This window comes from Microbacterium invictum, from assembly GCF_034421375.1.
Classification (GTDB): domain Bacteria; phylum Actinomycetota; class Actinomycetes; order Actinomycetales; family Microbacteriaceae; genus Microbacterium; species Microbacterium invictum_A.
Genome location: NZ_CP139779.1, coordinates 1,144,543 through 1,171,493, shown reverse-complemented (window position 1 = coordinate 1,171,493; position 26,951 = coordinate 1,144,543). Strand labels below are relative to the sequence as shown.

The window sequence follows — 26,951 nt, the reverse complement described above, 5'->3', positions numbered from 1 at the left end:
GCCGCGCTGCATCCGTCCGCTCCGCACATGTGGGAGCGGCACACCCGGTCGCCTTCGCGGCCCGAAAAGAAAAAGGAAAGACACGATGGCCACTGGCACCGTGAAATGGTTCAACTCCGAGAAGGGCTACGGGTTCATCGCACCCGACGACGGCTCGGCTGATCTCTTCGCGCACTTCAGCGCGATCAGCGGCGAGGGCTTCAAGGAGCTCCACGAGGCGCAGAAGGTGGAATTCGACGCTGAGCGTGGCCCCAAGGGCATGCAGGCTGCGAACATCCGCGCAATCTGAATCTTCTCCCGTCAGCCGGCGGTGGCGACCGAAAGGTCCCACCGTCGGCTGACGGCTTTCTGGGAACTCCCCTGTATACCGCGCCACGGATACGAACCCCCGTACGCTGAAGCCAGCGATCGGCATCCGCCTTTGGCTCTCCAGGCCACAGCGGTCACGATCGAATCCGAGGTAGCCCCATCTCTGCACCCGTCATCGAGCCGCGGCTCGGCCCCGTCCGCCAGACCTACGCCGGCACGGCGGAGTTCCCGCCCATGGCCCGCGCCTACACCGACGTGGCACAGATCGTCAGGGAGACCGGCCTCCTCGCCCGCGCGCGCTGGTTCTACGCCCTCGTCGGCGGCGCCATCGCCCTCGGGTTCGCCGCGTGCATCGCGGGCTTCGTCCTGCTCGGCGACAGCTGGTTCCAGCTCCTGATCGCGGCGGCTCTCGGTCTGCTGTTCACGCAGGTGGCCTTCCTCGCGCACGAGGCGGCGCACCGCCAGATCCTGAGCTCGGGGCCGGCGAACGATCGGCTCGCGCTCATCCTCGGCAACGGCGTGGTCGGCATGAGCTTCTCATGGTGGGCGAGCAAGCACACCCGGCACCACGCCAACCCTAACCGCGTCGGCAAGGATCCCGACATCGAGATCGACACGATCTCGTTCATCGATGAGGATGCGGCGACCGCCCGCGGCCTGCGCCGGATGATCACCCGCCGTCAGGGGTACCTGTTCTTCCCGCTCCTGACACTCGAGGGTCTGAACCTCCACGCCATCGCGTTCCGCCACCTTCTCAGCAGGCAGCCGGTCAAGGGTCGCTTCACCGAGCTCGCGCTGCTGCTCCTCCGTTTCGGCGTCGTGCTCGTGCCGGTCTTCCTCTTCCTGCCGCTCGGGATGGCCTTCGCCTTCCTCGGCGTCCAGCTGGCCGTCTTCGGCGTGTACATGGGCGCCTCGTTCGCGCCGAACCACAAGGGCATGCCCGTCATCGCCAAGGACGCCAAGCTCGACTTCTTCTCCAAGCAGGTGCGCACCTCGCGCAACGTCAGCGGCGGATGGTGGGCGACGGTGCTCATGGGCGGTCTGAACTATCAGGTCGAGCATCACCTGTTCCCCAACATGCCCCGCCCGCACCTGGCGAAGGCGCGCGACATCGTCCGCGACCACTGCCGGACGCTCGGCGTACCGTACACCGAGACCACGATGTGGCGCTCCTACGGCATCGTTATCGCGTATCTGAACCGCGTCGGCCTCGCAGCCCGCGATCCGTTCGATTGCCCGATGTCGGGCACCTACCGACGCGTCTGAGCGTGCGGCGCGCGGCGCGAGGCAGGGTGCGCGCGACGTTCGCAGCAGCGGGTCTCGCGCGCGACACGCCGATGGTCCTCTCGGAACGTCGGCGTGTCGACCCTGATCCCCGCGGCTACGCCCGTCCCGGCGGGGTCTCCGCGAGGGCCCGCAGGGCGTCGCCGCTGAGGCGCTGGGTGGTCCACTCATCCATCGGCACCGCGCCGATCGCCCGGTAGAACCGGATAGACGGCTCGTTCCAGTCGAGGACGGTCCATTCGAACCGTGCGAACCCGCGCGCGACGCACTCGGCGGCCAGTGCTTTCATCAGCGCGCGACCGTAGCCGCGGCCGCGGGCGACGTCGTGCACATAGAGGTCTTCGAGCCAGAGACCGTGCGTGCCGGTCCAGGTCGAGTAGGTGACGAACCAGATCGCGATGCCGAAGATCGCTCCATCGCGCTCGACGACGTGCGCGAACACCCGGGGCTCCGGCCCGAACAGCGACTCCGTGAGGGCCTCGACGGTGTTCTCCACCGCGTCGGGTTCGCGCTCGTAGACGGCCAGAGCCGTGATTGCGTCGAGGATGCCGGGCTCATCTCCCGGCTGCGCGCGGCGCAGAACGGCGCCGTCAGGAAGCGTGTGCGAGGTCACCGGATGAGCGTACTGTGTCCGAACGGGGGCGGTCGCGCGTTGGAAGCTTTGTTCTACTCGTGCAGGTCATATGCCGCGCCCGATGTCGGAACCCTCTGCGATGATGTGGGTAGGTCATCGGGACGGGGTTTTCAGTGGACGCGGACGAGAAGCGGCGGCGGGCGGAGGACAAGCGTGCCGGGGTGTTCGCGGATGAGCTGGCGCGGTTGCGTCGGCGTCGGGCGGTGTTGGAGGCGAAGGAGACTCGGCTGCTCGCGGATGCGTATGCGTTGACGCTGGAGCAGCGGTCTCGAATCGGGTCGGTGTCGTCGAGGGAGCGGGACATCCCGCTGCGGTCCATGGCGCTCGAGCTGGGGATGGCGGTCAGGGTGAACGACCGGTCGATGCAGACCCAGATGCATGACGCGCACGAACTGATCGAGTTGTTCCCCCAGACGATGGCGGCGCTGGTCGAGGGGCGGGTGACCAGGGCGCATGCGCAGGTGATCCAGGACGCCGGCCGGGTGATCGAGGACCCCGTGGGCCGGGCGGTGTTCGAGCGGATCGTGCTGGTGGAGGCGGAGCGGCAGACGGTGCCGCGGACGAAGAAGTACGCCCTCCAGCGCGCCGCGGTGTTGGATCCGAGGCCGTTGCAGGAACGACACGACAAGGCGGTGAAGGAGAGGCGTGTGTGGGTCACCGATCTCGACGACGCAATGTCGACCCTCACCATCCTGGGCAGCAACGTGTACATCCACGGGGTGTACCACCGGCTCACCGGGCAGGGCACCACCATCAAGGACGTCGATCGCGCCAAGCGACGCGAGCACGCCGCCAAGCAGGCCGAAGCCGAAGCGAGCGGCGTCGACACCAACGAGTCCACCGACGGTGATGAGCTGTGGTTCGATGACCGGTCGCTGGATGAGATCCGCGCCGACCTGGCCCTGGACATGCTCCTCGCCGCGTCCCCGGTGATCGACCCCACCGACGGGGCAAAGGGCGGGTTGGGGGCGATCATCGCGGAGGTGCAGATCACCATCCCGATCACCACCCTCACCGGGGTGACGGACTCCGGGGCCGAGTTGAACGGGGTCACCCCGGTCGACCCGGAGACGGCGAGGCGTATGGCGGGGACGGCGAGGGTCTGGGATCGGGTGATGACCGACCCCATCACCGGCGTCGTGACCGCGGTCGACCGATACGTGCCCCATCCGTCGCAGACGAGGTTCCTCAACGCCCGAGACGTCACCTGCCGAACACCCGGATGCCGCAGACCCGCGAGAGTCTGCGACAAGGACCACTCGAGAGACTTCGCCTTGGGCGGGCCGACCTCCAACGACAACCTCTGCAACGAATGCGCCAGGCACCACACGCTCAAACACGCCACGAACTGGCATGTCGAGCAACTCCCCGGCGGGGTACTGACGTTCACCAGTCCCGGCGGGAAGAACTACGACAGCCATCCACCCTCACGCGTCGCATTCGTCCCCACCGACGACGGAGGACTCGCCGTCGCCCCCTTCTGAGGCGGTCCCGGCGTGTCAGCGGAGCCCCGCAGACGCGGAGGGGGGCGCCGGATCGGGCAACCCGGGCGCTGGGGCGCCGGGTCAGGGAACCCCGGCGCTGGTGCGCAGCGGTCCGGCCAGCCACCGTTCGACCTCGCTCTGAGAGTGCAGACGAACGACGGTCGGCGATACGTCCTGCTCTGCCAGGTGAGGTATCCGCTCGTCGTACTTCCGTCGGGTGCTGAGGGACCAGCGCACGATGTGCTCGCGGTCGGTGAAGAAGGTGTGGAGCGCAGGCTCGATGTTCCCGTTCCACAGCTCCTCGCGGCGCAGCCGCCGACGAAGGGTGCGCCGCACGACGCGAGGGAGCACGCAGCTCCAGTAGGGCAGATCGAGCCAGATCAGGAGCTCGGCCCGAGCGGTGATGAGCGGACGAGCCGGTGCGTACTGCCACTCGGTGACCCACGACTCCCCCGCCACCAACCGCTTCACATCGTCGAGGAACTCCGGTCGCTCGGTCCATCCCGCCCCATGGAAGAGCCCGTCGATCTCGGTGTGCGGCGCTTCGATGATCTCCGCGATGCGCGCGGCGAGGGTCGTCTTGCCCGCTCCGGAGACCCCCGCGATCGCGACCCGGCGCGGGCGCCGGGGCAGCGGATCGTCGAAGTCGAGCACCGCACGATGATACGGCGCTAGCCTTCGACCCATGACCCGCGCCCGCGACCCCTGGCCCCCGCTCGCCATCGCGTTCCTCGTCCTGGCTCTCGCGGGACTCGTCGCCACCTTCGTCTTGAACGTCTGGGCTGTCGTTCAGATGCGGGACTTCCTCGGCGACCTCGTCAGCAGCGGCCCTGCGGTATCGTCCATCACCGTCGACCTCCTGGTCGTCGCGATCGCCGCCTGCGTCGTGATCGTCGTCGAGGGGCGACGGCTGGGGATGAAGCGGTGGTGGCTCTACATCCTGCTGTCGGGCATCACCGCGATCGCGTTCACGTTTCCGCTGTTCCTCGCGATGCGCGAGCGGAGACTGGCCGCCCGACGCGCGGCGGGCGCATCCGCTCCCCTGGAGTGACGCCGCGGTCGACCCCTGCAGCACCGCCGACCGGCGCCACGGACCCCCGCGCGCGCAGCGGCATCTCGATGCGCTCGACGGCGGCCACGGCGTCGTCGTCATCGCCCTTCAGAAGGTACTGGATGGCACGGCGCCCGAGTTCGTAGTGCGGGATCGCGAAGGTCGTGAGACCGGGATGCAGCCATCCGGCGAGCTGATGGTCGTCGAAGGACACGAGCGAGAAGTCGTCGGGCACGCGCAGCCCGACCTCCTGCAGCGCTTGGTAGGCCCCGAAGGCGAGCCGGTCGTTGAAGGTGATGATCGCCTCGCCCCGAGCTCCGGATGCGATGAGGTCGGCCGTCGCCTTCCATCCGTCCTCGGGCAGCCACACCTTGCACATCCGCCCGCTCGCCGGCTCGATGCCCGCATCGGTGAGAGCATCGAGGATGCCTGCGAGCCGCTCCCGTCCGGCGACGGTCTGGGGAGCCACCTGGTCGCGGTCGGGGCCGGCTCCGAGAAGGTGGATGCGCGTGTGACCGGCTGCCAGCAGCAGCTCCGCGGCGCGCCGACCGGCGTCGTACTCGTCCGGGATGATGGCGGTCACCGCACCCGCCTCATCGGGCAGCGCGTTGAGCAGCACGACGGATCGATCGCGCACCCCTGCGGGGATCGGGCGCTCCCGGGTGAACATCGACGCGATGACGACGGCGTCCACCTGACGATCCAGCATCGTCTGGACCAGCCGCTCTTCCTCGGCCAGGTCCCCCTCGGTCTCACCGATGAAGAGCAGATAACCCTCTCGGTGGGCGTGGTCGAGCGCGCCCTTGATCATGTCGCCGGCCAGTTGGGAGGTCGCGATCGTGTCGGAGATGAACCCGATGGTGCGGCTGGATCCGCGGCGAAGGTCGGCCGAGAGGATGTTGGGACGGTAGCCCAATTCCGAAGCCACCTGCCGCACCCGCTGCTGCGACGCCTCCGAGATGCGCAGTTCCGTTCCACGATCGGAGAGCACCAGCGATGCCGTCGTTCGCGACACACCGGCGGCGCGGGCCACGTCGGCGAGGGTCACACGGCGTCGGGTCACGTCAATCGTCCTTCGTTCCAGGCCGATCCTAACGGGTGGGTAACAACACCCCGAGAGTTCGACGCGTCGCAGTTGACAGATACCCGCCAGCTGGTCATGATGATCCTTGCTAACACGATTTAGCATCGTGCTCAATCGAGTTAGCTGAGCGTACTCGCAGTCCCCCTGCGTTCCTCGCCCACCCGATCGAAGCCTTCGTAATCCCAAGGAAGGGAGACACTGGTGTCTCAATCACACGGCAACCGGTCACGCCTCTATCTCGCCACCGGCCTGCTGGCGGCCACCGCCCTGGCCCTCGTCGCGTGCGCCCCTCCCGGTGGCGGCGGCGCCGCCGACGACGGAGGGTCGGCCGCCCCGACCCTGGACGGCGCACCCACCTGCGGCGAGGAGGACGTCGTCCTGGACATGTACATCGAGACCGGCTTCCCTCTCCCGAAGGAGCTGGCCGACGAATTCACCAATCAGTACCCGAACGTCACCTTCGACATCCGCGAAGACCAGTTCGCCGTCATCACGCAGAACGCCCCCCGCGTGCTGCAGGACTCGCCCCCCGACCTGATGCGCCTGCCTCAGATGTCGGAACTGGCCTCGAGCGGCCTGCTGCTCGATCTCGACCCTTATGCCGAGGCGTTCGGCTGGACCGACTGGCCCGCCTCGCAGCTCGAGCAGTTGCGCGTCGACGACCAGGGTCGCCGCGGCGACGGACCGCTTTATGCGATGGGGCTGAACTTCTCGATGACCGGGGTGTTCTATAACAAGGAGCTCGCGGAGCAGATCGGGATGACCGAGCCGCCCGCGACCCTCGAGGAGTTCGACGGCTATCTCGCCGCAGCCCGCGACGCCGGTCTCACCCCGATCGCCCAGTTCAACGGCGGCGCGACCGGCGGTCTGCTGTTCCCGCTCCAGCTGCTGATGGCCTCGTACGGCGAAACCGCACCGATCAACGACTGGATCTTCCAGAAGGAGGGGGCCACGATCGACACCCCCGACAACCTCGCAGCAGCCGAGCACCTGCAGGGCTGGGTCGAGGACGGCTTCTTCGCCGACGACGTCAACTCGATGGACTACTCGCAGATGATGAGCCGCTTCATCGGCGGCGAGAGCGTCTTCATCTTCAGCGGCGACTGGGAGTCGGGCAACCTCGACACCCAGATGCCCGACAATGCGGGCTTCTTCGTCATGCCTCCCCTGGAAGAGGGCGGCAACATCGGAGCCATGTCCGCGCCCCTCACCTACGGCATCTCCGCCAACGCCGAGAACCCCGACTGCGCGGCGTTCTTCCTGAACTGGGTCGCCACCGACGAGACCGCTCGCACGATCACCGTCGAGGTCGGCGGATCCCACCCGATGGGCCCGGCCGACGCGTTCATGCCCGAGGTCGCCGAGGGCTCGGTGACCGCGGAGACCCTCGCCGCCGGCACGACGATCAACGATGCCGACGGGGCGATGGACTTCATCGCCAACGCCACCGGCGCGATCTACGCGCAGAGCTGGACGCCCAACGTGCAGCGACTCGTCGCCGGTGAGCAGGATGCGGCGGGTCTGCTCAGTGCCGTCCAGACCGACTACGAAGCCGAGGTCGGTCAGTAGGCATGAGCTCACGCTCCCAGGTCGCGGCGGCGGACACGTCCGCCGCCGCGACCCCTCCCCTCCCGCCGTCCCTCCCGGACGACCCCGCGCTCACGCGGCGCCGTCGGCGCCGCCGCGTGATCCGCGACCTCCGGATCTACCTGCTCGTCCTGCCGGCCGCGGCGTTCTACATCGCGTTCGTGCTCCGCCCGATCGCACTGACCGCGCAGTACTCGCTCTACGACTGGGACGGCTTCACGACCGCGTCCTGGGCGGGGCTGGCGAACTACGGTGAGGTCTTCGGCAACCCGACGCTGCTCGGCGCCATCCTCAACTCCTTCGAGCTGATCATCTACTTCAGCATCATCCCGGTGATCCTCGGCCTCTTCGCCGCCAACATCATCCGGGGGATCGCGACGAGCCGGCTGGCGACGGTCTCGCGAACGGTGCTGTTCCTCCCCCAGGTCATCCCCCTCGTGGCCGCGGGCATCATGTGGAGCTGGCAGCTGTCCTCGAGCGGGTTCGTCAACCAGCTGCTGAGCGCCGTCGGGCTCGGCGGGCTGACGCGCGCCTGGCTCGGCGACTTCAACACCGCTCTCCCGGCCGTCGGCCTCATCGGCGCGTGGGTGCAGCTGGGGCTGTGCACCGTCCTTCTGCTGGCGGGCATGACCAAGATCGACCCCGCCCTCTACGAGGCGGCGCGGATCGACGGCGCCGGGCCCATCCGGGAGTTCTTCTCCATCACGCTGCCGAGCGTCCGCCAGGAACTCGCGGTCGCCATCACCGTGACCGTCATCTCGGCGCTGGCGAGCTTCGACATCATCTACATCTCCACTCAGGGCGGTCCGGGCAACAGCACGCTCGTCCCGGGTCTGCAGATCTACTACCTCGCCTTCTTCCAGCGCGACGTCGGCACCGCCTCCGCTCTCGCGGTCGTGCTGATGCTGCTCGTGCTCCTCGTGGTGCTGCCGCTCCAGCGCATCATCCGCGGGAGGGACGCATGATCACCCCGCTCCGCGACAAGATCCTCGGGCGCGCACTGCTGTTCCTGCTCATGGCGATCACGATCATCCCGTTCGTGAGCCTGTTCGTCACGGCGCTGCATCCGCCCGGAACCTATCCCGCCGGCATCAGCTGGCCCGAAACCCCCCGGTGGGACAACTTCCTGACCGCCTTCCAGTCGGCCAACATGCTCGAACTGCTGTGGTCGAGCGCCCTCATCGAGCTCGGCGTCGTCCCGATCGCGGTGCTGATCGCCACGCTCGCGGGGTTCGCCCTCGGCCACCTGCGACCCCGAGGCGGGAACGCGGTCTTCATCGTGTTCATCCTCGGCCTGACCCTGCCGTTCGAGGGCATCGTCGTGCCGCTCTACTACCAGATGCGCGACATCGGACTGCTGAACACCCGGTGGGCGATCATCCTGCCCCTCATCGGCCTGTTCATGCCGTTCGCGATCATGTGGATGCGCGCGCACTTCGTCAACATGCCCCACGACCTCTCCGAGGCCGCCCGCGTGGACGGGGCGACGACGTGGCAGCTCTTCTGGCGGATCCACGTGCCGCTGTCGGCTCCGGCGCTGTCGTCGCTGGCGATCCTGCTGTTCCTGTGGACCTGGAACCAGTTCCTCCTGGCCATCGTGCTCGTCGACGATCCGGCCAACCGGACCATGGCCGGCGCCCTCGGCGCCTTCCAGGGGCAGTGGGGGACCGACATCCCGCTCCTGTGCGCCGGGTCGCTGCTGATCCTCACCCCGACGCTGCTGATCTTCCTGATCTTCCAGCGCCACTTCGTCTCCGCCCTCCTTCAGGGCTCTCTGAAAGGCTGATCGATGCCGCCGATCCCGCCTTTCGATCCCGACGTGGCGCACGCCCTCGCCACGAACCCCGACGTCGTCACGATACTCCGCTCCGACGAGATCGGGGCCCTGCGCACCCGGACCGTCACGCCCTCGATGGCGGAGATCACGCGGAACGGTCGACTGCAGCACTCGGCGCACACGATCCACGGTCCGGAGGGGGACGAGCTCGGCGTCGTCCTGCTCCTGCCGGCAGATCGCACCGGGCCCGTACCCGTGCTGCTGTTCGCCCACGGTGGCGGACTCGTCGTCGGGGGACCGTACGACGGCCTCGCGTCGCTGGCCGCTCTCGCCGACGAGGCCGGGTGCGCCATCGCCTCGGTCGACTACCGGCTCGCGCCCGAGCACCGCTATCCCGCCGCCGTCGAAGACGTCTACGCCGCGCTGACGTGGGTCGCCGCCCATGCCCCCGTGCTCGACGTGGATCCCCACCGCATCATCCTGGCGGGGATCAGCGCGGGCGGCGGCCTCGCCGCGGCGACGGCGCTGCTCGCCCGCGACCGCGGGGGGCCCGAGATCTTTGCTCAGCTGCTCGTCTGCCCGATGCTCGACGACCGCAACCAGACGACGTCCGGCGTGCAGATGGCCGGCCGCGGCGCCTGGGATCGTGACGCGAACGAGACGGCCTGGAGCGCCTACCTCGGCTCCGATCGCACCGAGGTGCCGATCTACGCCGCGCCGGCGCGCGCCCACGACCTGTCCCGACTGCCGCCCGCGTTCATCGACGTCGGGTCGGCCGAGACGTTCCGCGACGAGTGCGTGGCCTACGCTGACCGGATCTGGCAGAGCGGCGGGGCCGCCGAACTGCACGTCTGGCCCGGCGGGGCGCACGGTTTCGACGCCCTCGTGCCCGAGGCGCTTCTCAGCCGCGACGCCGCCCTCGCTCGCGCTCGATGGCTCGCTCGCGTGCTGGTGCACGGTCGACGCACCCTCGCGGGCATCTGAACCTGCCCCCACCGGTCGTCCCCCGGCCGGTGGGGGTACGGCAACCCCGGCATCCGCGGCGGATCGTCTCAGTCGCCCCGTCGCCGGCGCATCTGCGCGAGCGGCATGTTCAGTCGCGGATTGCCGGCGAGCTTCGCCTCGTGCCGCTCGAGGAAGGCCCAGTACGCGCTGGTGAGGGCCGAGTCGCGGGCCTCGCGGTCGCTCCCCCACCACGATCCCATCTTCTGCAGGTACGCCCCACCCGAGACGTAGGGCTTGGTGGCCACTCCCCCGCCGTCGGCGTACTGGCTCATCCCCTGCACGTTGGGCACCATCACCCACTCGTAGGCGTCGACGAACAGCGCGGAGTACCAGTCGAACACCGCCCGGGGGTGATAGCCCTGCAACAGGAACCAGTTGCCGAGCACCATCAGCCGCTCGATGTGGTGGGCGTAGCCGTACCGGTGGACCCGGTCGAGTACCACCCGCACCGGCCGCGGCAGATCGTCGGGCACGCCGGTGCCGGTGTACCACCAGTCCTCCAGAGGGCGGCTGAGGTCGAAGTGATTGGCGTCGATGAGGGCCGGGTGGGCGCGGTAGGACCCGCGCATGTACTCCCGCCAGCCGATCACCTGGCGCACGAATCCCTCCAGCGAGGCGATCGGCACATCATCGCGGCGCGAGACCGCGGCGTCGACGACCTCAGCGACGCGGAGGAGTCCGACGTTGAGGAACGGGCTGATGACCGCGTGGAAGAGGAACGCCTCGTCGACGGCCATCGCATCCTCGTAGCGGCCGAACAACTCCAGCCGCTCGGCGACGAACGTGGTCAGCCACTCCCGCGCCTCGGGGGCGGTGACGGGAAGCCAGAAGTCGGCCGCGTCGCCCGGATGGTCGCCGAAGCGGTCGGCGACGAGGGCGATGACCTCTCGTGTGATCTCGTCATGCTGCACCTCGGGGAGGGCCGGGATCGGGATCCCGCCCTTGGGGAGGGGATGACGGTTGTCGGCGTCGAAGTTCCAGGCGCCGCCCGCGGGTTTCTCGCCGTCCATGAGGACGCTGGTGCGCGTGCGCTGCCACCGGTAGAAGTCCTCCATCTTCGCCCTCGGGTGCCCGTCGAACCATCCGTCGAGATCGTCCGCCGGCGTGAGGAACAGGGCGTCGGGATACCGGCGGGTCGCGATGCCCTCGTCGTCGCAGATGCGGCGGAGGCGCTCGTCCACGCCGCGATCGGTCGCGCTCATCCACGCCAGTCCCTCGATGCCGTGTTCGCGGATCAGGCGCCTGACACCCGCCGCGAAGCTCCATTCCTCGCCGACCCGGCGGTGAGCGACCCGGTGACCGGCGTCCGCGGCGCGCGCGGCGGCGTGGCGGAGCCCGGAGAGGATCAGCACGAGCTTGTGCGCATGGAACGGCCGACGGGTGAGCGCCGACTCGGCCTCGACGAAGAACAGGATGTCGATGTCGGGGTCGCTCAGGGCCGGGTGATCCTCGAAGAGCTGGGTGGCGAGGATCAGGGCGGCCTTCATGCCGTCATCCTTCCATCGCCCGGAGGGGGCGGGGGTCGTTCGGGGAAGCGGCGGTCGTCCAGGGAAGCGCCGGTCGTCGTAGGCTCGGCACATGCCCCGCTCCGGCCCCGCCGTGCACGACGTCGTGGTGATCGGGGCTGGTCTGGCGGGCCTCCGGGCTGCGGGAATCCTCGCCCGGGCGGGCAGGGACGTCGTCGTGCTCGAGGCGGGCGACGACGTCGGCGGCCGCGAGCGCACCGACGTCGTCGACGGCTTCCGCCTCGACCGGGGCTTCCACGTGCTGAACCCGGCGTATCCCGCGCTCTCCCGCGCCGTCGACCTCGAGGCCCTCGAGGTCGCGGCCTTTCCCGTCGGCGTGCGGGTGCGGCGCGAGACGCGATCGGTGCGCCTCGGGCATCCCCTGCGTCATCCCGATCTCATCCTCCCCTCGCTGGCCAGCGGGCTCGTCCGGCCCGCCGATGCGTGGGCGCTCGTGCGATGGATGCTCCCGGTGTTGCGCGATCCGAAGCGGGTCATCCGGGGCCCCGACCGCTCTCTCGCCGCAGGCTGGGATCGGGTGGGGCTCACCGGGCCGCTGCGGACCGAGGTGCTCGAGCCCTTCCTCGCCGGGGTCATCGCCGACGCCACCGGCGGGGCCACCTCCGAGGCGTTCGCCCGGCTGCTCGTGCGCATGTTCGCCGTCGGGCGGCCGGGGCTGCCCGCCGCGGGGATCGCGGCGCTCCCCCGCCAGCTGGCCGCCCGTGCCCGGCAGGCGGGTGCCGACATCCGACTCTCACACCGCGTGACGGCCCTCGGACGCGGAGAGGATGCCTGCGAGGCGGCGATCGAACACGCGGACACCGTGCGGGCACGGCACGTGATCGTCGCCGTGGGGCCCGAGGCGGTCGGGGCCCTCATTGACCTGCCCACGCCGGCGACGAAAGGGCTGCAGACCTGGTGGTTCGACGCCGAGCAGGAGCCGGCGTTCGACGCCCTGCTGGCCGTCGACGGGCGCCGCCGAGGCCCGATCGTGAACACCGCAGTCCTCTCGCGCACCGCACCCTCGTACGCCCCGCCAGGCCACCACCTGGTGCAGGCGACCTGCCTGCTCGACGGGGACGCCCCCGGCGCCCAGGAAGACCAGGTGCGCCGTCAGCTCGTCGACCTGTGGGGGAAGGATGCCGTGCGATGGCGGCTCCTCCGCCGCGACGACGTGCACCATGCTCTCCCCGCACAGCCGGCGCCGCTCCGCGCGCGCAGCGCACCCTGGATCGCCGAGCGCATCTTGATCGCCGGCGACCATCGTGACACCGCCTCGATCCAGGGCGCCCTCGTCTCGGGCGCACGGGTGGCGCGGACCCTGCTGTCGGCCTGAGCCTCGCGCTCAGCGTCCGCCGGCCTCGGCGATGGCGCTCAGAGCGGTGACGATGATCAGGCCGTTGACGAAGTAGCCGATGACGGAGTGGGTCATCACGCGCCAGCGCATCCGCCGATCGTGCACCTCGACATCCGACGCGGCGAAACTCACCGCGACGGTGTACGAGAAGTAGGCGAACTCCAGGATGCCGGGGGTCGAGGTCCCGGGGAAGCGCAGCGGGCGGTCGTCCTCGCGGTAGTACAGCTGCAGATAGAGCTGCGCGTACCCCCAGTGGAGCAGGATCCAGGCCAGGAGCATCGCCCAGATCCCGATGACGTTGAGCACCGGAGTGATCGCGTCGTCGGGCTCCAGGAAGATGTGCTGGACGGTGGCCGCGACGCCGACCGCGCTGGTGAAGATCGTCGCCGTCAGCGAGATCGTGCGCGGCACGATGCCGAGCTCCATCAGCAGCGGCGGGGCGTCGCTTTCGGCCCGCCGCCCCGCGAGCCACAGCAGCACCCAGATCCCCGCCGCATAGGCCGTGCCCACGCAGCACCAGGCGAAGAGGATCACCGCCGAGGAGAGGTTTTCGACGGCGAGCACGAAGCCGATCCCGAGGAAGACGAGCGTCGCCTGCAGCACCGAGCTGAGGACGAGGCCCCATACGGCCGTGCGTCTCCTCCCCCGGGCGACCCCACTGCTCATCTCAGAACATCCACGGTTCGATCCCCTCCATGCCCTGACCACTCTCCCGGGGCGGATCGGCGATGACAGCGGGGGGCGTCCACCGCCGGCGGAGCCGTCTGACGGCGAGATCGCGCCAGATCCCCTGCGCCCCCGGCGTACCCACCCGAAGCCGGACCAGATCCGCGGCGCGGGGACCGGTGGGGATGTCCCGCGGAAGGGAGGCCGCTGCGACGATCCAGTCGGGGAGCGAAAGCAGTCGTAGAACCCCGCGCAGCCGCTCGGACTCCGAGACACTGTCGCGCTCGAGCTCCTCGTCGAGGATCTCGGTCAGCGTCTCGCTCTCTTCGGGCACGCCCGCGAGGGCGGCGAACTCCGGCGCGGCGGCCACGCCCACCGGATCGGCGGCGATGTCGTCGTCAGCGCCGGGCTCGGCCGAAGGGTCGCTGTCGTAGCGTCCGATCTCGCGCCCGCCCTGCCAGGCGACCAGCCCGAGCTGGCGATCGCGCCGCACCCGTACGGCGAGCACCCCGCAGTCCAGCTGCTCTGCGACCACGGCACCGACCTCGATGATCCCGCGCCGCTGCGCCGCCACCACCCCGGCCCCCGGGTCGCCGATCACGACCTGCGTCCCCGACCGGGCGGGCGCGAGCCACCCCGTGAAACGGATGACGCGGAGCACCCTCTGCAGGGCGGCCGGATCGGCGGCATCCGTCATGAGCACCAGCGCACCGTACGAGTGGCCGTCGGGTCCCCCGACCTCGCCGGGGGTGGAGATGGGAAGGTAGGCCATCGTGTCCGCCCCGATCAGGTGTCGGCCTTGCGGCCCCCCGCCTCGAGGACGTCGCCCGCGGGAAGCTCCTGATGACCGCCGAACTGCAGTCGCATGGCCGAGAGCACCTGGTTGGCGAAGTGGTCCTCGCCGCGCGAGGCGAAGCGCTCGAAGAGCGACGCGGCGAGGACCGGTGCGGGCACTCCGGTGTCAACGGCCGCCTTGACCGTCCAGCGCCCCTCGCCCGAATCCGAGACCCGCCCGGCGAGGCCCTCGAGCGTCGGATTCTCCTGCAGCGCGGCGGCGGTCAGGTCGAGCAGCCATGACGAGATGACCGAACCGCGGCGCCAGAGCTCGGCGACCTTCGGGGTGTCGATGGTGAACTGGTAGAACTCCGGCTCCTCCAGCGGAGCGACTTCGGCGGAGTGCTCCGCCTGGTGTATGCCGGCGTCGGCATGCTCCAGGATGTTCAGGCCCTCGGCGAGGGCCGCCATGATGCCGTACTCGATCCCGTTGTGCACCATCTTCACGAAGTGCCCGGCACCGGACGGGCCGCAGTGGAGGTAGCCGAGCTCTTCGGGAGAGAAGTCGCCCTCGCGACCCGGGGTCCGCTCGATCTCGCCACGACCGGGGGCGATCGTGGCGAGGATCGGCTCGATGCGGGCGAAGGCCTCGTCGGGACCGCCGACCATGAGGCAGTACCCGCGGTCGAGACCGAACACCCCGCCGCTCGTGCCGACGTCGACGTAGTGGATGCCCTTCGGCTTCAGCGCCGCGGCACGACGGACGTCGTCGCGGTAGTTGGAGTTGCCGCCGTCGATGATGATGTCGCCGGGCTCGAGCACATCGGCGAGCTGGTCGACGACACCGCCGGTGAGCCCGGCGGGGATCATCAGCCACACCACGCGCGGCGTCTGGAGTTCGCGCGCGAGGTCGGCCAGGGTCGCCGTCCCCGTCGCGCCCTCGGCGGCCAGGGTGGCCACGGCGTCCTGATTGACGTCGTAGACGACGCAGTCGTGACCGTCGCGCATCAGCCGCCGCACGATGTTCGCGCCCATCCGCCCTAGTCCCACCATCGCCAGTTGCATGTGTCCTCGCTCCGCTTCGCGCACCGGACGGTCCGGCTCACGTTCGCAGTCTAGGGAGGCCGTCCGACCGGCGGCTATCACTGCAGCCGACAGGGTGCAAGCTCTCCCGACGATTTCCCCGCTCGCCTATCGTCGACATCACCCCGACCGATAGGAGCGTTCCGTGGCCACCACGACCGACAAAGCCTCTTCCGCCACCCGCAACAAGCGGCGGCCGTCGCGCGGCGCCGAACTCACCGACGAGCAGAACGCCGAGAAGGGCTTCCAGGCGTCTGAGACGCTCAGCAACAGCCTGCAGCGCGTTCTGGTCGATCTGATCGAGCTCTCCCTCCAGGGCAAGGAGGCCCACTGGAACGTCGTGGGCACGAACTTCCGCGACACCCACCTTCAGCTCGATGAGATCATCGACGCTGCCCGGGAGTTCGCCGACGACATCGCCGAGCGGATGCGCGCGCTGCACTCGCTCCCCGACGGTCGCAGCGACACCGTCGCCGAGACCACCACCCTGCCCGAGTTCCCGCAGGGCGAGATCGCCACGACCGAGGTGATCGACCTGATGACCGAACGTCTCGACGCCGTCGCCGGCACCGTCCGCGAGGTGCACGACGCCGTCGACGACGAAGACCCCACGAGCGCCGACATCCTCCATGGAGTGCTCGAGCGCGTGGAACAGCTGTCGTGGATGGTGAGCGCGGAGAACCGCACGCCCCGGCGCTGACAGCGAAAACGAGAGCGGATGCCGTGGGGGCGGCATCCGCTCTCGTCGTGTCTCGGGGCCCACCGGGGGAGGTTTGGGCCTTGTCCGCGGTCCTCGCTACTGTGTAGCGGCGGCGGCGCAATGCAGCACGACGGCACTCATCCGGTGTGTGGAGGGGAAGCGATGTCCGATCAGAACCCGGCTTCAGAAGACGGGCAGCAGCCGACAGGGAGATACGCCCCTCCGGTCGGTCACTACGCGGCCCCGGCCGGTCATTTCGCGCCTCCGGCCGGCCCCTCTGCTGTGCCGGTCGATCACGCCCCGCCCCCCGGGGGCGCGTACCCCGCGCCTCCCGCGTACCCCGGTGCACCGATGCCGCCCTATGCGCAGACCGGCATCGCCTACCCCGGGCCCTCCGCCCCGCCCGGCGGCCCGGACTCGCGACCCAAGATCCTCGCGATCATCGCGCTGGTCGCCTCGATCCTGGGTCTCCTTGTCGCCTTCATCCCGTTCTTCGGGTGGCTTTCGGCGCCGATCCTGTTCGCGGCGTTGGTGATGGCGATCATCGCGCTCGCGGTGAAATCGCAGGGCGGTGCCGGACTCAGCATCGCCGCGATCATCGTCTCGGTGATGGGCGGGATCACCGCGATCGTGGTGACCATCGTCGCAACGGTCTTCACGACGATCTCCACCATCGAGACGATCGAGGACGGAGTGACCGATCCGTTCGGGCCCGGTGGCGGCGACCGGGTCGCCTCGGCCGAGCCGGTCGAGGTCGTCGAGACCGCCTTCGGCCAGGACACCCTCGATCCCGAGGTGTGGTGGTACGTCGTGATCCTCGACAACCCCAACCCCGACGCGGTGTTCGAGTTCGGCGAGATCACCACGGAGGCGATCGACGCCTCCGGCACGATCCTCGACAGCTCGGCCGACTACATCACGATGCTTCCCGGTCAGGTGGCCGTCTCGGGGTCGTTCTACGAGGTCGGGCCGAACGACATCGCCGCTCTCGAGGTCATCGGTCCCGATCCCGCCGACGCGGTTGCCGAGCCCTCGAACGGCGCGGGGACGCTCTCGGTCGGCGAGGTGACCGCGACCGGCGACGACTATGTCACCGAGGTCTCCGGGACCCTCACCGGTCGGTTCCCGGTGGATCAGGAGTTCGTGGGGGTCACCGTCGTCGCCCGGGATCCGGGGGGAGCCATCATCGGCGGCACCTCGACCTACGTCGAGCGCCTCCCCGCCGACGGCGGCAGCGCCCGTTTCGAAGCGGTCTTCTTCACCCCGCTGCCCGCCGACACCGTGTACGAGGCCTACCCGTTCCTCTGATCACCCCGCGGCGGATCGGTTCGCCGCGCGCACCCCGGCCCGCCCCAGGCGGACCGCCAGAACACCGGCGAGCACCCACGGACCGACGACGAGGATCGGGTCGAGCCAGGTGTGCTTGGCGTCGGATCGTCCGGGGCGGAGGCGGGATGCGACGGGGTGCCGACCGCGCTCCCCAAGGATGCCCGATTGGGTGATCGGCTCGTCGGGCCGGAGCGTGGCGAAGGAACGAAGGTGCGCCGTGATGGCGTCCACACGGTCGCCCACGACGAGCAGGAGCCAGTGCGCGGTCTGACCTTCGCTGTAGCGCTCGTACGCGAACCGGCGTATCGATCCGGACAGTCCGTGCAGCGGCTGCGCCGTGCCGAAGACAGGGGTGAGCCGCTCGTGCTCCACGGAGCGCTCGCGGTACCCGTCGACGGGTTGCGGATCGGGCAGCTCCCACCGGGCGCCGGTGTCGATGCCGGGCACTTCGCGGGGAAAGGCGGGCCGGTCGGCGGGATCGAGGTCGGCTCCCCAGCCGGGGATCCGTCCACGGAGTTCCTCAGGCGTCGGCTGGGTACCGGGCTTGGCGGCGGTGTAAGGCATTGCTTCTCCTCCTGGGGCGTGGGCGGGGCGAGGTCAGACGTTCACGACGGTCTTGATGCAGCCGTCGAGCTTCGCGGAGAACACGTGATACGCCTCGGCGATGTCCTCCAGCGGGAACCGATGGGTGACGAGATCACGGGGAGAGACGAACCCGGCTCGGATGTGTTCGATCAGCCGAGGCCACTGACGCGTGACCGGGGTCTGGTTCATCCGAAGAGTCAGTCCCTTGTTCATCGCATCCCCGAACTTCACCGCGCTGAACAGCGGTCCGTATGCGCCGACCACCGACACCGTTCCGCCCTTGCGCACCCCATCGATCGCCCAGTTGAGGGCCACGGGCGACCCGCCCTGCATCTTGAGCTTGGCCGAGGTGACGTGCTGCAGAACGTGACCGTCGGCTTCGGCGCCGACCGCATCGATCGCGACGTCCGCGCCGAGACCGCCTGTCATCTTCTTCAGGGTCCGGACGATGTCATTGACCTGCCCGAAATTGACCGTCTCGGCGTGCGCGTAGGAGCGGGCCTTGTCGAGCCGGTAGTCGAGGTGATCGACCACCACCACCCTGCCGGCGCCCATCAGCCAGGCTGAGTGCGCAGCCGCGAGCCCCACGGGGCCGGCGCCGAACACCACGGCGGTGTCCCCTTCGACGATGTCCGCGAGCTGAGCTCCGAAATAGCCCGTGGAGTAGGCGTCGGTGAGCAGGAGCGCGTCTTCGTCGTGAATGTCGGACGGAATGACCCACGGACCGACGTCGGCGAAGGGAACGCGCACGAACTCGGCCTGACCTCCGTCGTACCCGCCGGTGGTGTGCGAGTAGCCGTAGATGCCGCCGACCGCGGTGGCGTTGGGATTGACGTTGTGGCAGTTCGAGAACAGCCCCCGCGCGCAGAAGAAGCACGAGCCGCAGTAGATGTTGAACGGAACCATGACGCGATCGCCCACCTGCAGCTTCTCCACGCCCGAGCCGACCTCGTGGACGGTGCCGATGAATTCATGACCGAAGGTGTGACCGATCCGGGTGTCGGGCATCATCCCGTGGTAGAGGTGGAGATCCGAGCCGCAGATCGCGGCGAGCTCGACCTTCACGATCGCATCCTGGGGATGCTCGATCCGGGGCTCCTGCTTCTCCTCGACCCGCATCTTGTACGGGCCGCGGTAGGTCATGGCTTTCATTGCGTCTCCTCGCGGGTCGATCTCTCACCCTGCCCGAGGCCCCGCTCTCACCACACGGGGGTTGCCAATGCAGCGGAACCCGTTAGCATCGCGGGCGCACGAGGGTCGCAGTCCTCCCGTCGTCTGTCAACCCCGACGACGGCGGCTCGAGGCGACGCCTAGCGTCGCTCGGACACGACCGAAAAGGGGCCCCCAGATGTTCTTTCACCGTCAGGAACTGCAGTTCGACGCCACGCCCGACAAGCCCGACGCGATCTATGCCCGAAGGCTTCAGGAGGTGCTCGGAGGGCAGTACGGCGAGATCACCGTCGCGATGCAGTACGGCTTCCAGGCATGGAACAGCCATCTTCCCGGAAAGTACCGTGACCTGCTCTACGGGATCGGCGCGGAGGAGTTCGGACACGTCGAGATGCTCGCGATCATGATCGCCCAGCTCCTGGAGAAGGCCCCGGTCGAGCAGTCCGAGGCTGCCGCCGCATCGGACCCCGTCCTCGGGGCGGTTCTCGGCGGGATGGACGTGCAGCACGCCATCGTCGCCGGGGCCGGCGTCAGGCCCGTCGACAGCAACGGCAACCCCTGGCAGGGCTCTTACGTCACCGCCAGCGGCAACCTCCTCGCCGACTTCACCGCCAACGCGAACGCGGAGATGCAGGGCCGCCTGCAGGTCGCCCGGCTCTACAACATGACCGACGACCACGGTGTGCGCAAGATGCTGTCGTTCCTCCTCGCTCGCGACACGATGCATCAGAACCAGTGGCTGCGCGCCGCTGCCGAGCTTCGCGAGGAGGGAACCGAAGACCTTCCCGTCCCCATGAACTTCCCGTTGTCGCAGGAGCACCGAGAGGTCAGCTACCAGTACCTCAACTTCTCCGACGGTGCAGCCGCTGCCGAAGGTTCGTGGGCTTCGGGCCCCACACCGGACGGGAAGGGCGAGTTCTCGTACCACGAAGGACCGACCACCTCAGCCCCGATGCCCCCTCCCACCCAGCCCGACCCGCGGCTGTTCGGCACGGACCCCAAGCCCAACATCGTCGACAAGGCGACCGGAGTGGTGAAGGACAAGCTCAGCCACAAGTGACGCCGCTGCCCTTGGTATCACTCAGTCGTCGAGGAGGATCCTGTCGGGGCGCGTGTAGATGTTCATCGACGCGCCCCGCAGGAATCCGACGAGAGTGAGGCCGGACGCCTCCGCGAGTTCGACCGCGAGCGACGAGGGGGCAGAGACGGCCGCGAGGATCGGGATGCCCGCCATCACGGCCTTCTGCACGAGCTCGAAGCTCGCTCGGCCCGATACCTGGAGTACGGTGCCCGCGAGCGGAAGGCGGTCGTTCAGCACCGCCCACCCCACTGCCTTGTCCACCGCGTTGTGCCGACCGACGTCCTCTCGGACAACCAGTGCGTCACCGGTGGCGGCGTCGAAGAGCGCGGCCGCGTGGAGCCCGCCGGTCTTGTCGAACGCATCCTGCTGCCGCCGGAGCTCATCGGGGAAACCCGCCAGGGTCGCCGCCGGCACCGTCGCCTCGTCGAGGGTGACGTCGTACGTCGACACCGTATGGACCGCGTCGATCGACGCCTTTCCGCACAGACCGCAACTGCTCGTCGTGTAGAAGTTCCGGGCCAGATCGGGATCCAGCGGAGGGACATCGGGAGAGAGCGCGACGTCGAGCACGTTGTAGGTGTTGCCGTCGGCGGCAGAGCCCGCGTCGCCGAGCGGCCCCGCTGTGCCGGGCCCGCCGCAATGGATGGCCGAACGGAAGTGATCGCCGCGCGAGATCACCCCCTCCGACAACAGGAACCCCGCGGCGAGCTCGACGTCGTGCCCGGGAGTTCGCATGGTGACCGCCAGCGACGTGCCGCGCACCCGGATCTCGAGGGGCTCCTCGACGGCGAGGGCGTCCGGTCGCCGCCGCGCGGCATCCGCTCCTCCCTCTCCCCCGCCGATGGTGACGCGAGTGACCGGTCGGCGCGCAGTGATGCGTCCCACCTCAGCCGCCGATCGCGTTCATGCCGCGCGCGGGCTGGAGGAACGACGGATCGTTGATGGCGTGACCCGGGAGCTTGCCGTGGACGCAAGAGCGGAGCATCCGGTCGATCGCGTCATCACTGGCCGCGGGCTCTCGCAGGACCGGGAGCAGGTCGTACTCCGTCGTGGAGAACAGGCAGTTGCGCAGCTGCCCGTCGGCGGTGAGGCGAAGCCGGTCGCAGGCGCCGCAGAACGGGGCGGTCACCGAGGCGATGATCCCCACCGACACCGGTCCGCCGTCGAGGAGGAAGCGCTCTGCGGGCGCGCCACCGCGACCGGGGACCGGAGTGAGGTCCCAGCGCGTGGCGAGCGTGGCGAGGATCTCGTCGCGCGTGACCATGCGCTGGCGGTCCCAGGTGTGGCCGGCGTCGAGGGGCATCTGCTCGATGAAGCGCAGCTGCGCATCGCGGGCGAGGGCGAACTCGACCAGGTCGACCAGTTCGTCGTCGTTGACGCCGCGCATGGCGACGGCGTTGATCTTGAGGGGACGAAGCGCCGAGGCGGCCGCGGCGTCGATGCCGTCGAGGACGTCGGCGAGCCGGTCGCGACGGGTCAGGTCGCGGAAGCGGTCGCGGCGAAGAGTGTCGAGGGAGATGTTGACGCGCGAGAGCCCGGCGTCGATGAGGGCCGGGAGCGCGGCACCCAGTCCGATGCCGTTCGTGGTCATCGCGATCTGCACGGGAGCGCCGTCCCGCCCGCGCAGGGCCGCGAGACGCGCGACGACCTCGGGGAGGTCGCGGCGCAGCAGCGGCTCGCCTCCGGTGAGACGGAAAGTCGAGATGCCGTCGGCGGCGGCGATGCGGGCGACGCGCTCGATCTCGTCGAGGGTCAGGATGCTGGTGCGCGCGAGCCACTCGTTGCCCTGCTCGGGCATGCAGTAGGTGCAGCGGAGGGAGCAGCGGTCGGTGAGCGAGATGCGGAGGTCTCGGTGCACGCGGCCGTGGGTGTCGACGAGCGGATCGCCGACCGTGCCGGCGGCGGGGTGTGCATCGGGGCTCGTGTCCGGGCGCGACCGCGCGGGTGAGATGGTCACCGGGATGGCCACCATCTCAGCCGCCCCCTCGCCGCGTCGTCATCCTTCGAGCGTAGTCCCGCACAGGTCGGGTGTCGCTTCCTCCCCAGGGATGGAGTGCCGGGTGTTGTCCACCGGTCGCCTCCGCCGGCTCTCGGCGAACCCGGGCGTCGGGCACGGTCGTGGCATGGATGCATGGGGATTGACCCACGAACTCGGCGACGCCTTCACCTGCGGCGACGCCCTCTCGGCGGGCATGACGCGCGGAAGACTTCGCACGAAACGGCTGGAGCCGGTATTCCACGGGGTCCGGATGATGCGCGACGACGACGTCGCGACGGACACCGATCCTAGGAGTGTCGAGCGTCACCGGGTGCTCAGAGCCGTCCGAGGGTTCGTCCCTCTTCTGGGACGAGATCGCTTTTTCGCCGGACGCACCGCCGCCGTGCTCTTCGACGCACCTATCCAGCACGGCGACGACATCACTGTCGGCGTCCGATCCCCCGCCCGCGCGCCCCGCAGGCGTGGTGTCGTCGGCGTGAAGGTGTCCGCGCACCTGGTCTCGGTGATGGAGCATTCCGGCCTGCCCGTGGCATCCCCCGCCTCGAGCTGGGCGATGCTGGGTAGCGAGATGTCGGTGCGGGAACTCGTCCTCGGTGACTGGTTCGTGAGGGTGCCTCGCACGGCCCACGGGGCTCCGGCTCCGGAGTTGCGACAGGCGACGCCGGAGCAGCTGCGCCGCGTGATCGCCGCCGGCCAGCGGCCCGGCATCTCACGGCTTCGCGCGGCCGTCGAGCTGGTGAGGGTGGGGAGCGCCTCACCGTTGGAGACGGAGTACCGGCTCGACGCGGCGGCGGAAGGGCTGCCGGAGCCGGAGCTCGACGTCGAGATCCGCGATCCGCAGGGTCGGCTCATCGGGATCACCGAGGTCGCGTATCGCGACTACCGCACGCTCGTGGAGATCGAGGGCGATCATCACCGGACGGACCGTCGACAGTGGATCCGCGACATCGAGAAGTACAACGCCTACGCAGCCCTCGGGTGGGATGTCGTGCGCCTCACCTCGCCGCACATCCGCGCCTCCCGGCGCGGGGTCGCGATGGTACGGGATGCGCTGGTTCGACACGGGTGGCGACCCGGCCGCTAGGTGACAGGTTTTGTCTCCGAGCGGCGCTGCTGACGATCATTCACGCCACTCCGAACTGCCGGTCGACATCGAGGTGGCGCATGTGGTGGTTCGGGGGCTCGCGCCACGACAACTTCCGCCACACCGATGCGGCGGTTCCGGCTGAGGTGGCAGAGTTCGTCGTTCATCGACCGTCGGAAGCGACAACGCGTGCCACCTCCTTCCTGCGTCGTCTGCAGCCGGCCGATCGAGGTGACCGGATGGGTTGCTTTTGCACCCACAGGTGGCCCACTTGGGCCACCGGGATCGAGGGGGCCGAATTGGGCCACCTGCGGCGCGCGGCGCGCGCCAGCGCCGCAGCGCCGCGCGCTCAGCACTCGATGACGTTGACCGCGAGGCCGCCCTCGCTCGTCTCCTTGTACTTGTGCGACATGTCGATGCCCGTCTGACGCATCGTCTCGACCACGGCGTCGAGCGAGACGAAGTGCGAGCCGTCGCCGCGGAGCGCCAGCCGGGCCGCCGTCACCGCGGTCGACGCCGCGATCGCGTTCCGCTCGATGCACGGGATCTGCACGAGCCCGCCCACCGGGTCGCAGGTGAGGCCCAGGTGATGCTCCATGGCGATCTCGGCGGCGTTCTCGATCTGCCGTGTCGTGCCGCCCATCACCGCCGTCAGCCCTCCCGCGGCCATCGCGCACGCAGATCCGACCTCGGCCTGGCATCCGCCCTCGGCCCCCGAGATCGACGCGTTGGCCTTGAACAGCGACCCGAGCGCCGTCGCGGTGAGGAGGAAGCGGCGGATCCCGCGCCGCCTGTTGGCCTCGGCGACGAAGACCGGGTCATCGCCCTCGCCCGGCCCGCCCGCGGGACGACCCGACCCGAACCCGAGCAGCGCACTTCCCACGAGCTCTCCCCACGGCGTGACGGCGTTCCCCACGCCGAGCCCCGAGTCCGACAGGAAGCGCCACCAGTACATCGCCACGGCCGGGAGGATCCCTGCGGCACCGTTGGTCGGCGCGGTGACGACCCGGCCGCCGGCGGCGTTCTCCTCGTTCACGGCGAGCGCGAACGCGCCGAGCCACTCCCCGGGGAGCTCCCGGTGCCCCGATGATTCGGCCTCCTCGAGCTGCACCCGGATCAGCGCCGCGCGGCGCGTGACCCGCAGCATCCCGGGAAGGACGCCTTCGGTGTGAAGTCCCGCCGCCACGCTCCCCGCCATGGCGTCCCAGATGGCATCCAGTCCCGCGGCGATCTCGTCCGGCGAGCGCAGCGCCTCCTCGTTGCGCCGCGCGAGCTCGGCGATCGTGATGCCGTGCTCGTCGCAGAGCGCGATGAGTTCCGCCGCGCTCGCGTACGCGAGGGGGAACGCCACCGCCGCGACCTCCTCGTCGGCCCCTTCCCGGCGGATGAACCCGCCCCCGACCGAGAGGTAGGTCTCGGAGAGCACCGATGCCCCCTGTGCATCCCACGCCTCGAGCGTGAGGGCATTGGGATGCCCCGGCAGCCGCGTCCGCGGAGCGAAGACGACGTCGTCCTTCGAGAACGCGATCGGGTGCGTCCCCGCCACCTCGAGCAGCGCACCGGCGGGCCACTGCGCCCACGCCGCCCGCACGGCATCCGGATCCACCGTCTCGGGATCGAAGCCCCGCAACCCCGCGACCACGGCGTCGGGTGTCCCGTGACCGAGCCCGGTGGCCCCGAGCGAGCCGAACAGCGTGCAGGAGATGCGGATGACGCGATCGAGCGTTCCGCCGTCGCGCAGCCGTCGAGCGAAGTCCGCGGCTGCCCGCATGGGGCCGACCGTGTGGGAGCTCGAGGGTCCTACACCGATGGAGAACAGCTCGAACGCCGAGATGTAGGCGTTCACCCGTCTACCGTACGCCGCGCCTCTCGCTCGACGTCGAGACACATCCGCTCGACGTCGAGACACCCCTCCGGTGTGTGGTCAGACCACAGCGTACGCTCGGTCTCGAAGGCCGTGATCGCAGATCGGAGAGCTGACGTGGACCTCCTCGACCCGCTGCTGCTGGCGCGGTGGCAATTCGGGCTCACCACCCTTTACCACTACCTCTTCGTGCCGCTCACCCTCGGGCTCGTGCTCGTGGTGGCGATCTTCCAGACGGTCTGGCACCGCACCGGGAACGTGAAGTGGCTGCACCTGACCCGCCTATTCGGGAAGATCTTCCTCATCAACTTCGCGATGGGCGTCGTGACAGGGATCGTGCAGGAGTTCCAGTTCGGAATGAACTGGTCGGCCTACTCCCGCTTCGTCGGCGACGTCTTCGGCGCCCCGCTCGCCTTCGAGGGCCTGATGGCCTTCTTCTTCGAAGCGACCTTCGTCGGCCTGTGGATCTTCGGCTGGGACCGACTGCCGCGTCTGCTGCACCTCGCCTCGATCTGGATGGTCGTTCTCGGATCGACCCTGTCGGCGTACTTCATCCTCGCCGCCAACGCCTTCATGCAGAACCCCGTCGGCTACCAGCTCGCCACCGACGGCGGCCGCGCCGAGCTGATCGACATCGGAGCCGTGCTGACCAACCCCGTCGTCCTCGCCGCCTTCCCGCACACGATCTTCGCCGCGTGGATGTTCGCCGGCACGGTCGTCGTCGCGGTCTCGGCGTGGCACCTCTCGCGGGGGCAGCACCTCGACACGATGCGGTCGTCGCTGCGCTTCGGTCTGTGGTTCGTCATCGCCTCGTTCGTCGGTGTGGCCGTCAGCGGCGACCAGCTGAGCCTGGTCATGGTGGCGACCCAGCCGATGAAGATGGCCGCCGCCGAGGCGATGTGGGACTCAGCCTGCGGCGCCGACGCCTCGTTCTCGCTCTTCTCCATCGGCACCCCCGACGGCACGGAGGAGATCTGGTCGCTGCGCGTCCCGTACCTGCTGTCGCTGCTGTCCACCCACAGTCTCGACGGATGCGTCGAGGGCCTGAACGACCTGCAGGCGCTGTACACCGAGCAGTTCGGCGCCGGCGTCGACTACCGCCCGATCGTGTGGGTGACGTACTGGTCGTTCCGTTGGATGATGGCCCTCGGCGGCCTCGCAGCCCTCATCGCCGTCGCGGGACTGTGGGTCACCCGCAAGAAGGCCACCGGGCCGGTGTCGACGTGGATGTGGAAGGTCGCGATCTGGTCGGCGCCCCTCCCCCTCCTCGGCAGCCTCGTCGGATGGGTGTTCACCGAGATGGGCCGCCAGCCGTGGATCGTGTTCGGGCTCATGCTCACCGAGGACGGCGTCTCGCCGAACGTCCCGGGCTGGACGGTGCTGATCTCCCTCATCGCCTTCACGCTCATCTACGCCACCCTCGCCGTCGTGGAGTTCGGCCTCATCCTCCGCGCCGCCCAGAACGGGCCAGACGCGGGCACGCCCGGCGCTGACGACGAGCACGCCGAACGGGCGACGCGGACGACGGTCTACTAGGCG

At 69.5% G+C, this 26,951-nt stretch carries 26 protein-coding genes; 14 read left to right on the top strand and 12 right to left on the bottom strand.

What is annotated here, in order from left to right:
• The first annotated feature begins 85 nt into the window (after nucleotides 1–85).
• Together T9R20_RS05635 and T9R20_RS05630 are read left to right on the top strand one after the other, a co-directional pair.
• On the top strand, nucleotides 86–289 hold the full coding sequence (locus T9R20_RS05635; RefSeq protein ID WP_322411561.1) for a cold-shock protein: 204 nt from the start codon (nucleotides 86–88) through the stop codon (nucleotides 287–289).
• Nucleotides 290–468: 179 nt separating this feature from the next.
• Entirely contained in the window at nucleotides 469–1,575 is a 1,107-nt protein-coding gene (locus tag T9R20_RS05630) for a fatty acid desaturase family protein (RefSeq protein WP_416182967.1), read from the top strand.
• A 115-nt stretch (nucleotides 1,576–1,690) separates the two neighbouring features.
• On the opposite strand, the gene T9R20_RS05625 is transcribed toward T9R20_RS05630, so the two are convergent.
• Nucleotides 1,691–2,206 carry a GNAT family N-acetyltransferase gene (locus tag T9R20_RS05625; protein ID WP_322411560.1) on the bottom strand — a complete coding sequence of 172 codons (516 nt, stop codon included), beginning with the start codon at nucleotides 2,204–2,206 and terminating at the stop codon, nucleotides 1,691–1,693.
• Nucleotides 2,207–2,340: 134 nt separating this feature from the next.
• Between T9R20_RS05625 and T9R20_RS05620 the strand changes: the two genes are divergently transcribed.
• A complete protein-coding gene (locus T9R20_RS05620) occupies nucleotides 2,341–3,711 on the top strand; it encodes an HNH endonuclease signature motif containing protein (RefSeq protein ID WP_322411559.1) in 1,371 nt (456 codons plus the stop codon).
• A gap of 81 nt (nucleotides 3,712–3,792) precedes the next feature.
• Here T9R20_RS05620 and T9R20_RS05615 read toward each other — a convergent pair whose 3' ends face one another.
• A complete protein-coding gene (locus T9R20_RS05615) occupies nucleotides 3,793–4,365 on the bottom strand; it encodes an AAA family ATPase (RefSeq protein WP_322411558.1) in 573 nt (190 codons plus the stop codon).
• A gap of 31 nt (nucleotides 4,366–4,396) precedes the next feature.
• Between T9R20_RS05615 and T9R20_RS05610 the strand changes: the two genes are divergently transcribed.
• The gene (locus T9R20_RS05610; protein WP_322411557.1) at nucleotides 4,397–4,762 is read left to right on the top strand and encodes a DUF2834 domain-containing protein; all 366 of its coding nucleotides are present in this window, start codon (nucleotides 4,397–4,399) and stop codon (nucleotides 4,760–4,762) included.
• Here T9R20_RS05610 and T9R20_RS05605 read toward each other — a convergent pair.
• Nucleotides 4,680–5,825, bottom strand: a complete 1,146-nt coding sequence (locus tag T9R20_RS05605; RefSeq protein WP_322411556.1) for a LacI family DNA-binding transcriptional regulator — start codon at nucleotides 5,823–5,825, stop codon at nucleotides 4,680–4,682. The two genes, T9R20_RS05610 and T9R20_RS05605, sit on opposite strands and share 83 nt — an antisense overlap.
• A gap of 222 nt (nucleotides 5,826–6,047) precedes the next feature.
• On the opposite strand from T9R20_RS05605, the gene T9R20_RS05600 reads away from it, so the two are divergent.
• Genes T9R20_RS05600 through T9R20_RS05585 form a run of 4 tightly spaced genes read left to right on the top strand, consistent with a single transcriptional unit; the run spans nucleotide 6,048 to nucleotide 10,194 of the window.
• Nucleotides 6,048–7,415 (top strand): ABC transporter substrate-binding protein, encoded by a 1,368-nt coding sequence (locus T9R20_RS05600; RefSeq protein WP_322411555.1) that lies wholly within the window; start codon nucleotides 6,048–6,050, stop codon nucleotides 7,413–7,415.
• A gap of 2 nt (nucleotides 7,416–7,417) precedes the next feature.
• Complete coding sequence (locus tag T9R20_RS05595; protein ID WP_322411554.1) at nucleotides 7,418–8,398, top strand: sugar ABC transporter permease; 981 nt, start codon at nucleotides 7,418–7,420, stop codon at nucleotides 8,396–8,398.
• Nucleotides 8,395–9,219, top strand: a complete 825-nt coding sequence (locus T9R20_RS05590; RefSeq protein WP_322411553.1) for a carbohydrate ABC transporter permease — start codon at nucleotides 8,395–8,397, stop codon at nucleotides 9,217–9,219. Before T9R20_RS05595 ends, T9R20_RS05590 begins: the two co-directional genes overlap by 4 nt.
• A 3-nt stretch (nucleotides 9,220–9,222) precedes the next feature.
• Complete coding sequence (locus tag T9R20_RS05585; RefSeq protein ID WP_322411552.1) at nucleotides 9,223–10,194, top strand: alpha/beta hydrolase; 972 nt, start codon at nucleotides 9,223–9,225, stop codon at nucleotides 10,192–10,194.
• A gap of 68 nt (nucleotides 10,195–10,262) precedes the next feature.
• Here the strand turns inward: T9R20_RS05585 and T9R20_RS05580 are convergent, their stop codons facing one another.
• Nucleotides 10,263–11,702, bottom strand: a complete 1,440-nt coding sequence (locus tag T9R20_RS05580; protein ID WP_322411551.1) for a cryptochrome/photolyase family protein — start codon at nucleotides 11,700–11,702, stop codon at nucleotides 10,263–10,265.
• A gap of 91 nt (nucleotides 11,703–11,793) precedes the next feature.
• Here T9R20_RS05580 and T9R20_RS05575 point away from each other — a divergent pair, with 91 nt between their 5' ends.
• Nucleotides 11,794–13,056, top strand: coding sequence for an NAD(P)/FAD-dependent oxidoreductase (locus tag T9R20_RS05575; RefSeq protein WP_322411550.1), 1,263 nt, complete (start codon nucleotides 11,794–11,796; stop codon nucleotides 13,054–13,056).
• 9 nt (nucleotides 13,057–13,065) lie between these two features.
• Here T9R20_RS05575 and T9R20_RS05570 read toward each other — a convergent pair whose 3' ends face one another.
• Genes T9R20_RS05570 through gnd form a run of 3 tightly spaced genes read right to left on the bottom strand, consistent with a single transcriptional unit; the run spans nucleotide 13,066 to nucleotide 15,582 of the window.
• Nucleotides 13,066–13,743, bottom strand: a complete 678-nt coding sequence (locus T9R20_RS05570) for a DUF1345 domain-containing protein (RefSeq protein ID WP_322411549.1) — start codon at nucleotides 13,741–13,743, stop codon at nucleotides 13,066–13,068.
• Between the two features lies 1 nt (nucleotide 13,744).
• Nucleotides 13,745–14,515, bottom strand: a complete 771-nt coding sequence (locus T9R20_RS05565) for a hypothetical protein (RefSeq protein WP_322411548.1) — start codon at nucleotides 14,513–14,515, stop codon at nucleotides 13,745–13,747.
• Nucleotides 14,516–14,529: 14 nt separating this feature from the next.
• Nucleotides 14,530–15,582, bottom strand: coding sequence for a phosphogluconate dehydrogenase (NAD(+)-dependent, decarboxylating) (gene gnd / locus T9R20_RS05560; protein ID WP_322411547.1), 1,053 nt, complete (start codon nucleotides 15,580–15,582; stop codon nucleotides 14,530–14,532).
• Between the two features lie 163 nt (nucleotides 15,583–15,745).
• On the opposite strand from gnd, the gene T9R20_RS05555 reads away from it, so the two are divergent.
• Both T9R20_RS05555 and T9R20_RS05550 read left to right on the top strand, forming a co-directional pair.
• Nucleotides 15,746–16,300, top strand: coding sequence for a DNA starvation/stationary phase protection protein (locus T9R20_RS05555; protein ID WP_322411546.1), 555 nt, complete (start codon nucleotides 15,746–15,748; stop codon nucleotides 16,298–16,300).
• A 351-nt stretch (nucleotides 16,301–16,651) separates the two neighbouring features.
• Nucleotides 16,652–17,608, top strand: coding sequence for a hypothetical protein (locus T9R20_RS05550; RefSeq protein WP_322411545.1), 957 nt, complete (start codon nucleotides 16,652–16,654; stop codon nucleotides 17,606–17,608).
• Here the strand turns inward: T9R20_RS05550 and T9R20_RS05545 are convergent, their stop codons facing one another.
• Together T9R20_RS05545 and T9R20_RS05540 are read right to left on the bottom strand one after the other, a co-directional pair.
• Nucleotides 17,609–18,193: a hypothetical protein gene (locus T9R20_RS05545; protein WP_322411544.1), complete on the bottom strand. Its 585-nt coding sequence runs from the start codon at nucleotides 18,191–18,193 to the stop codon at nucleotides 17,609–17,611. It lies immediately after the preceding gene.
• A 33-nt stretch (nucleotides 18,194–18,226) separates the two neighbouring features.
• Nucleotides 18,227–19,366 carry a zinc-dependent alcohol dehydrogenase gene (locus T9R20_RS05540; RefSeq protein ID WP_322411543.1) on the bottom strand — a complete coding sequence of 380 codons (1,140 nt, stop codon included), beginning with the start codon at nucleotides 19,364–19,366 and terminating at the stop codon, nucleotides 18,227–18,229.
• Nucleotides 19,367–19,562: 196 nt separating this feature from the next.
• Between T9R20_RS05540 and T9R20_RS05535 the strand changes: the two genes are divergently transcribed.
• Entirely contained in the window at nucleotides 19,563–20,444 is an 882-nt protein-coding gene (locus T9R20_RS05535) for a manganese catalase family protein (RefSeq protein ID WP_322411542.1), read from the top strand.
• 21 nt (nucleotides 20,445–20,465) lie between these two features.
• Here T9R20_RS05535 and fdhD read toward each other — a convergent pair whose 3' ends face one another.
• Together fdhD and moaA are read right to left on the bottom strand one after the other, a co-directional pair.
• Nucleotides 20,466–21,350 (bottom strand): formate dehydrogenase accessory sulfurtransferase FdhD, encoded by an 885-nt coding sequence (gene fdhD / locus T9R20_RS05530; RefSeq protein ID WP_322411541.1) that lies wholly within the window; start codon nucleotides 21,348–21,350, stop codon nucleotides 20,466–20,468.
• Between the two features lies 1 nt (nucleotide 21,351).
• Nucleotides 21,352–22,437, bottom strand: a complete 1,086-nt coding sequence (gene moaA / locus T9R20_RS05525) for a GTP 3',8-cyclase MoaA (RefSeq protein WP_416182948.1) — start codon at nucleotides 22,435–22,437, stop codon at nucleotides 21,352–21,354.
• 151 nt (nucleotides 22,438–22,588) lie between these two features.
• Here moaA and T9R20_RS05520 point away from each other — a divergent pair, with 151 nt between their 5' ends.
• Nucleotides 22,589–23,548 (top strand): hypothetical protein, encoded by a 960-nt coding sequence (locus tag T9R20_RS05520; protein ID WP_322411539.1) that lies wholly within the window; start codon nucleotides 22,589–22,591, stop codon nucleotides 23,546–23,548.
• A 349-nt stretch (nucleotides 23,549–23,897) separates the two neighbouring features.
• Here T9R20_RS05520 and T9R20_RS05515 read toward each other — a convergent pair whose 3' ends face one another.
• Nucleotides 23,898–25,394 carry an L-serine ammonia-lyase, iron-sulfur-dependent, subunit alpha gene (locus T9R20_RS05515; protein WP_322411538.1) on the bottom strand — a complete coding sequence of 499 codons (1,497 nt, stop codon included), beginning with the start codon at nucleotides 25,392–25,394 and terminating at the stop codon, nucleotides 23,898–23,900.
• 135 nt (nucleotides 25,395–25,529) lie between these two features.
• On the opposite strand from T9R20_RS05515, the gene T9R20_RS05510 reads away from it, so the two are divergent.
• A complete protein-coding gene (locus T9R20_RS05510) occupies nucleotides 25,530–26,948 on the top strand; it encodes a cytochrome ubiquinol oxidase subunit I (RefSeq protein WP_322411537.1) in 1,419 nt (472 codons plus the stop codon).
• The last annotated feature ends 3 nt before the right edge of the window (nucleotides 26,949–26,951 follow it).

Coding starts and splice junctions, on each gene's coding strand:
- T9R20_RS05635 (WP_322411561.1), top strand. CDS start 86: ATGGCCACTGGCACCGTGAAATGGTTCAACTCCGAGAAGGGCTACGGG.
- T9R20_RS05610 (WP_322411557.1), top strand. CDS start 4,397: ATGACCCGCGCCCGCGACCCCTGGCCCCCGCTCGCCATCGCGTTCCTC.
- T9R20_RS05595 (WP_322411554.1), top strand. CDS start 7,418: ATGAGCTCACGCTCCCAGGTCGCGGCGGCGGACACGTCCGCCGCCGCG.
- T9R20_RS05590 (WP_322411553.1), top strand. CDS start 8,395: ATGATCACCCCGCTCCGCGACAAGATCCTCGGGCGCGCACTGCTGTTC.
- T9R20_RS05585 (WP_322411552.1), top strand. CDS start 9,223: ATGCCGCCGATCCCGCCTTTCGATCCCGACGTGGCGCACGCCCTCGCC.
- T9R20_RS05580 (WP_322411551.1), bottom strand. CDS start 11,702: ATGAAGGCCGCCCTGATCCTCGCCACCCAGCTCTTCGAGGATCACCCG.
- T9R20_RS05575 (WP_322411550.1), top strand. CDS start 11,794: ATGCCCCGCTCCGGCCCCGCCGTGCACGACGTCGTGGTGATCGGGGCT.
- T9R20_RS05570 (WP_322411549.1), bottom strand. CDS start 13,743: ATGAGCAGTGGGGTCGCCCGGGGGAGGAGACGCACGGCCGTATGGGGC.
- T9R20_RS05565 (WP_322411548.1), bottom strand. CDS start 14,515: ATGGCCTACCTTCCCATCTCCACCCCCGGCGAGGTCGGGGGACCCGAC.
- gnd (WP_322411547.1), bottom strand. CDS start 15,582: ATGCAACTGGCGATGGTGGGACTAGGGCGGATGGGCGCGAACATCGTG.
- T9R20_RS05550 (WP_322411545.1), top strand. CDS start 16,652: ATGCCGCCCTATGCGCAGACCGGCATCGCCTACCCCGGGCCCTCCGCC.
- T9R20_RS05545 (WP_322411544.1), bottom strand. CDS start 18,193: ATGCCTTACACCGCCGCCAAGCCCGGTACCCAGCCGACGCCTGAGGAA.
- T9R20_RS05540 (WP_322411543.1), bottom strand. CDS start 19,366: ATGAAAGCCATGACCTACCGCGGCCCGTACAAGATGCGGGTCGAGGAG.
- T9R20_RS05535 (WP_322411542.1), top strand. CDS start 19,563: ATGTTCTTTCACCGTCAGGAACTGCAGTTCGACGCCACGCCCGACAAG.
- moaA (WP_416182948.1), bottom strand. CDS start 22,437: ATGGTGGCCATCCCGGTGACCATCTCACCCGCGCGGTCGCGCCCGGAC.
- T9R20_RS05520 (WP_322411539.1), top strand. CDS start 22,589: ATGGATGCATGGGGATTGACCCACGAACTCGGCGACGCCTTCACCTGC.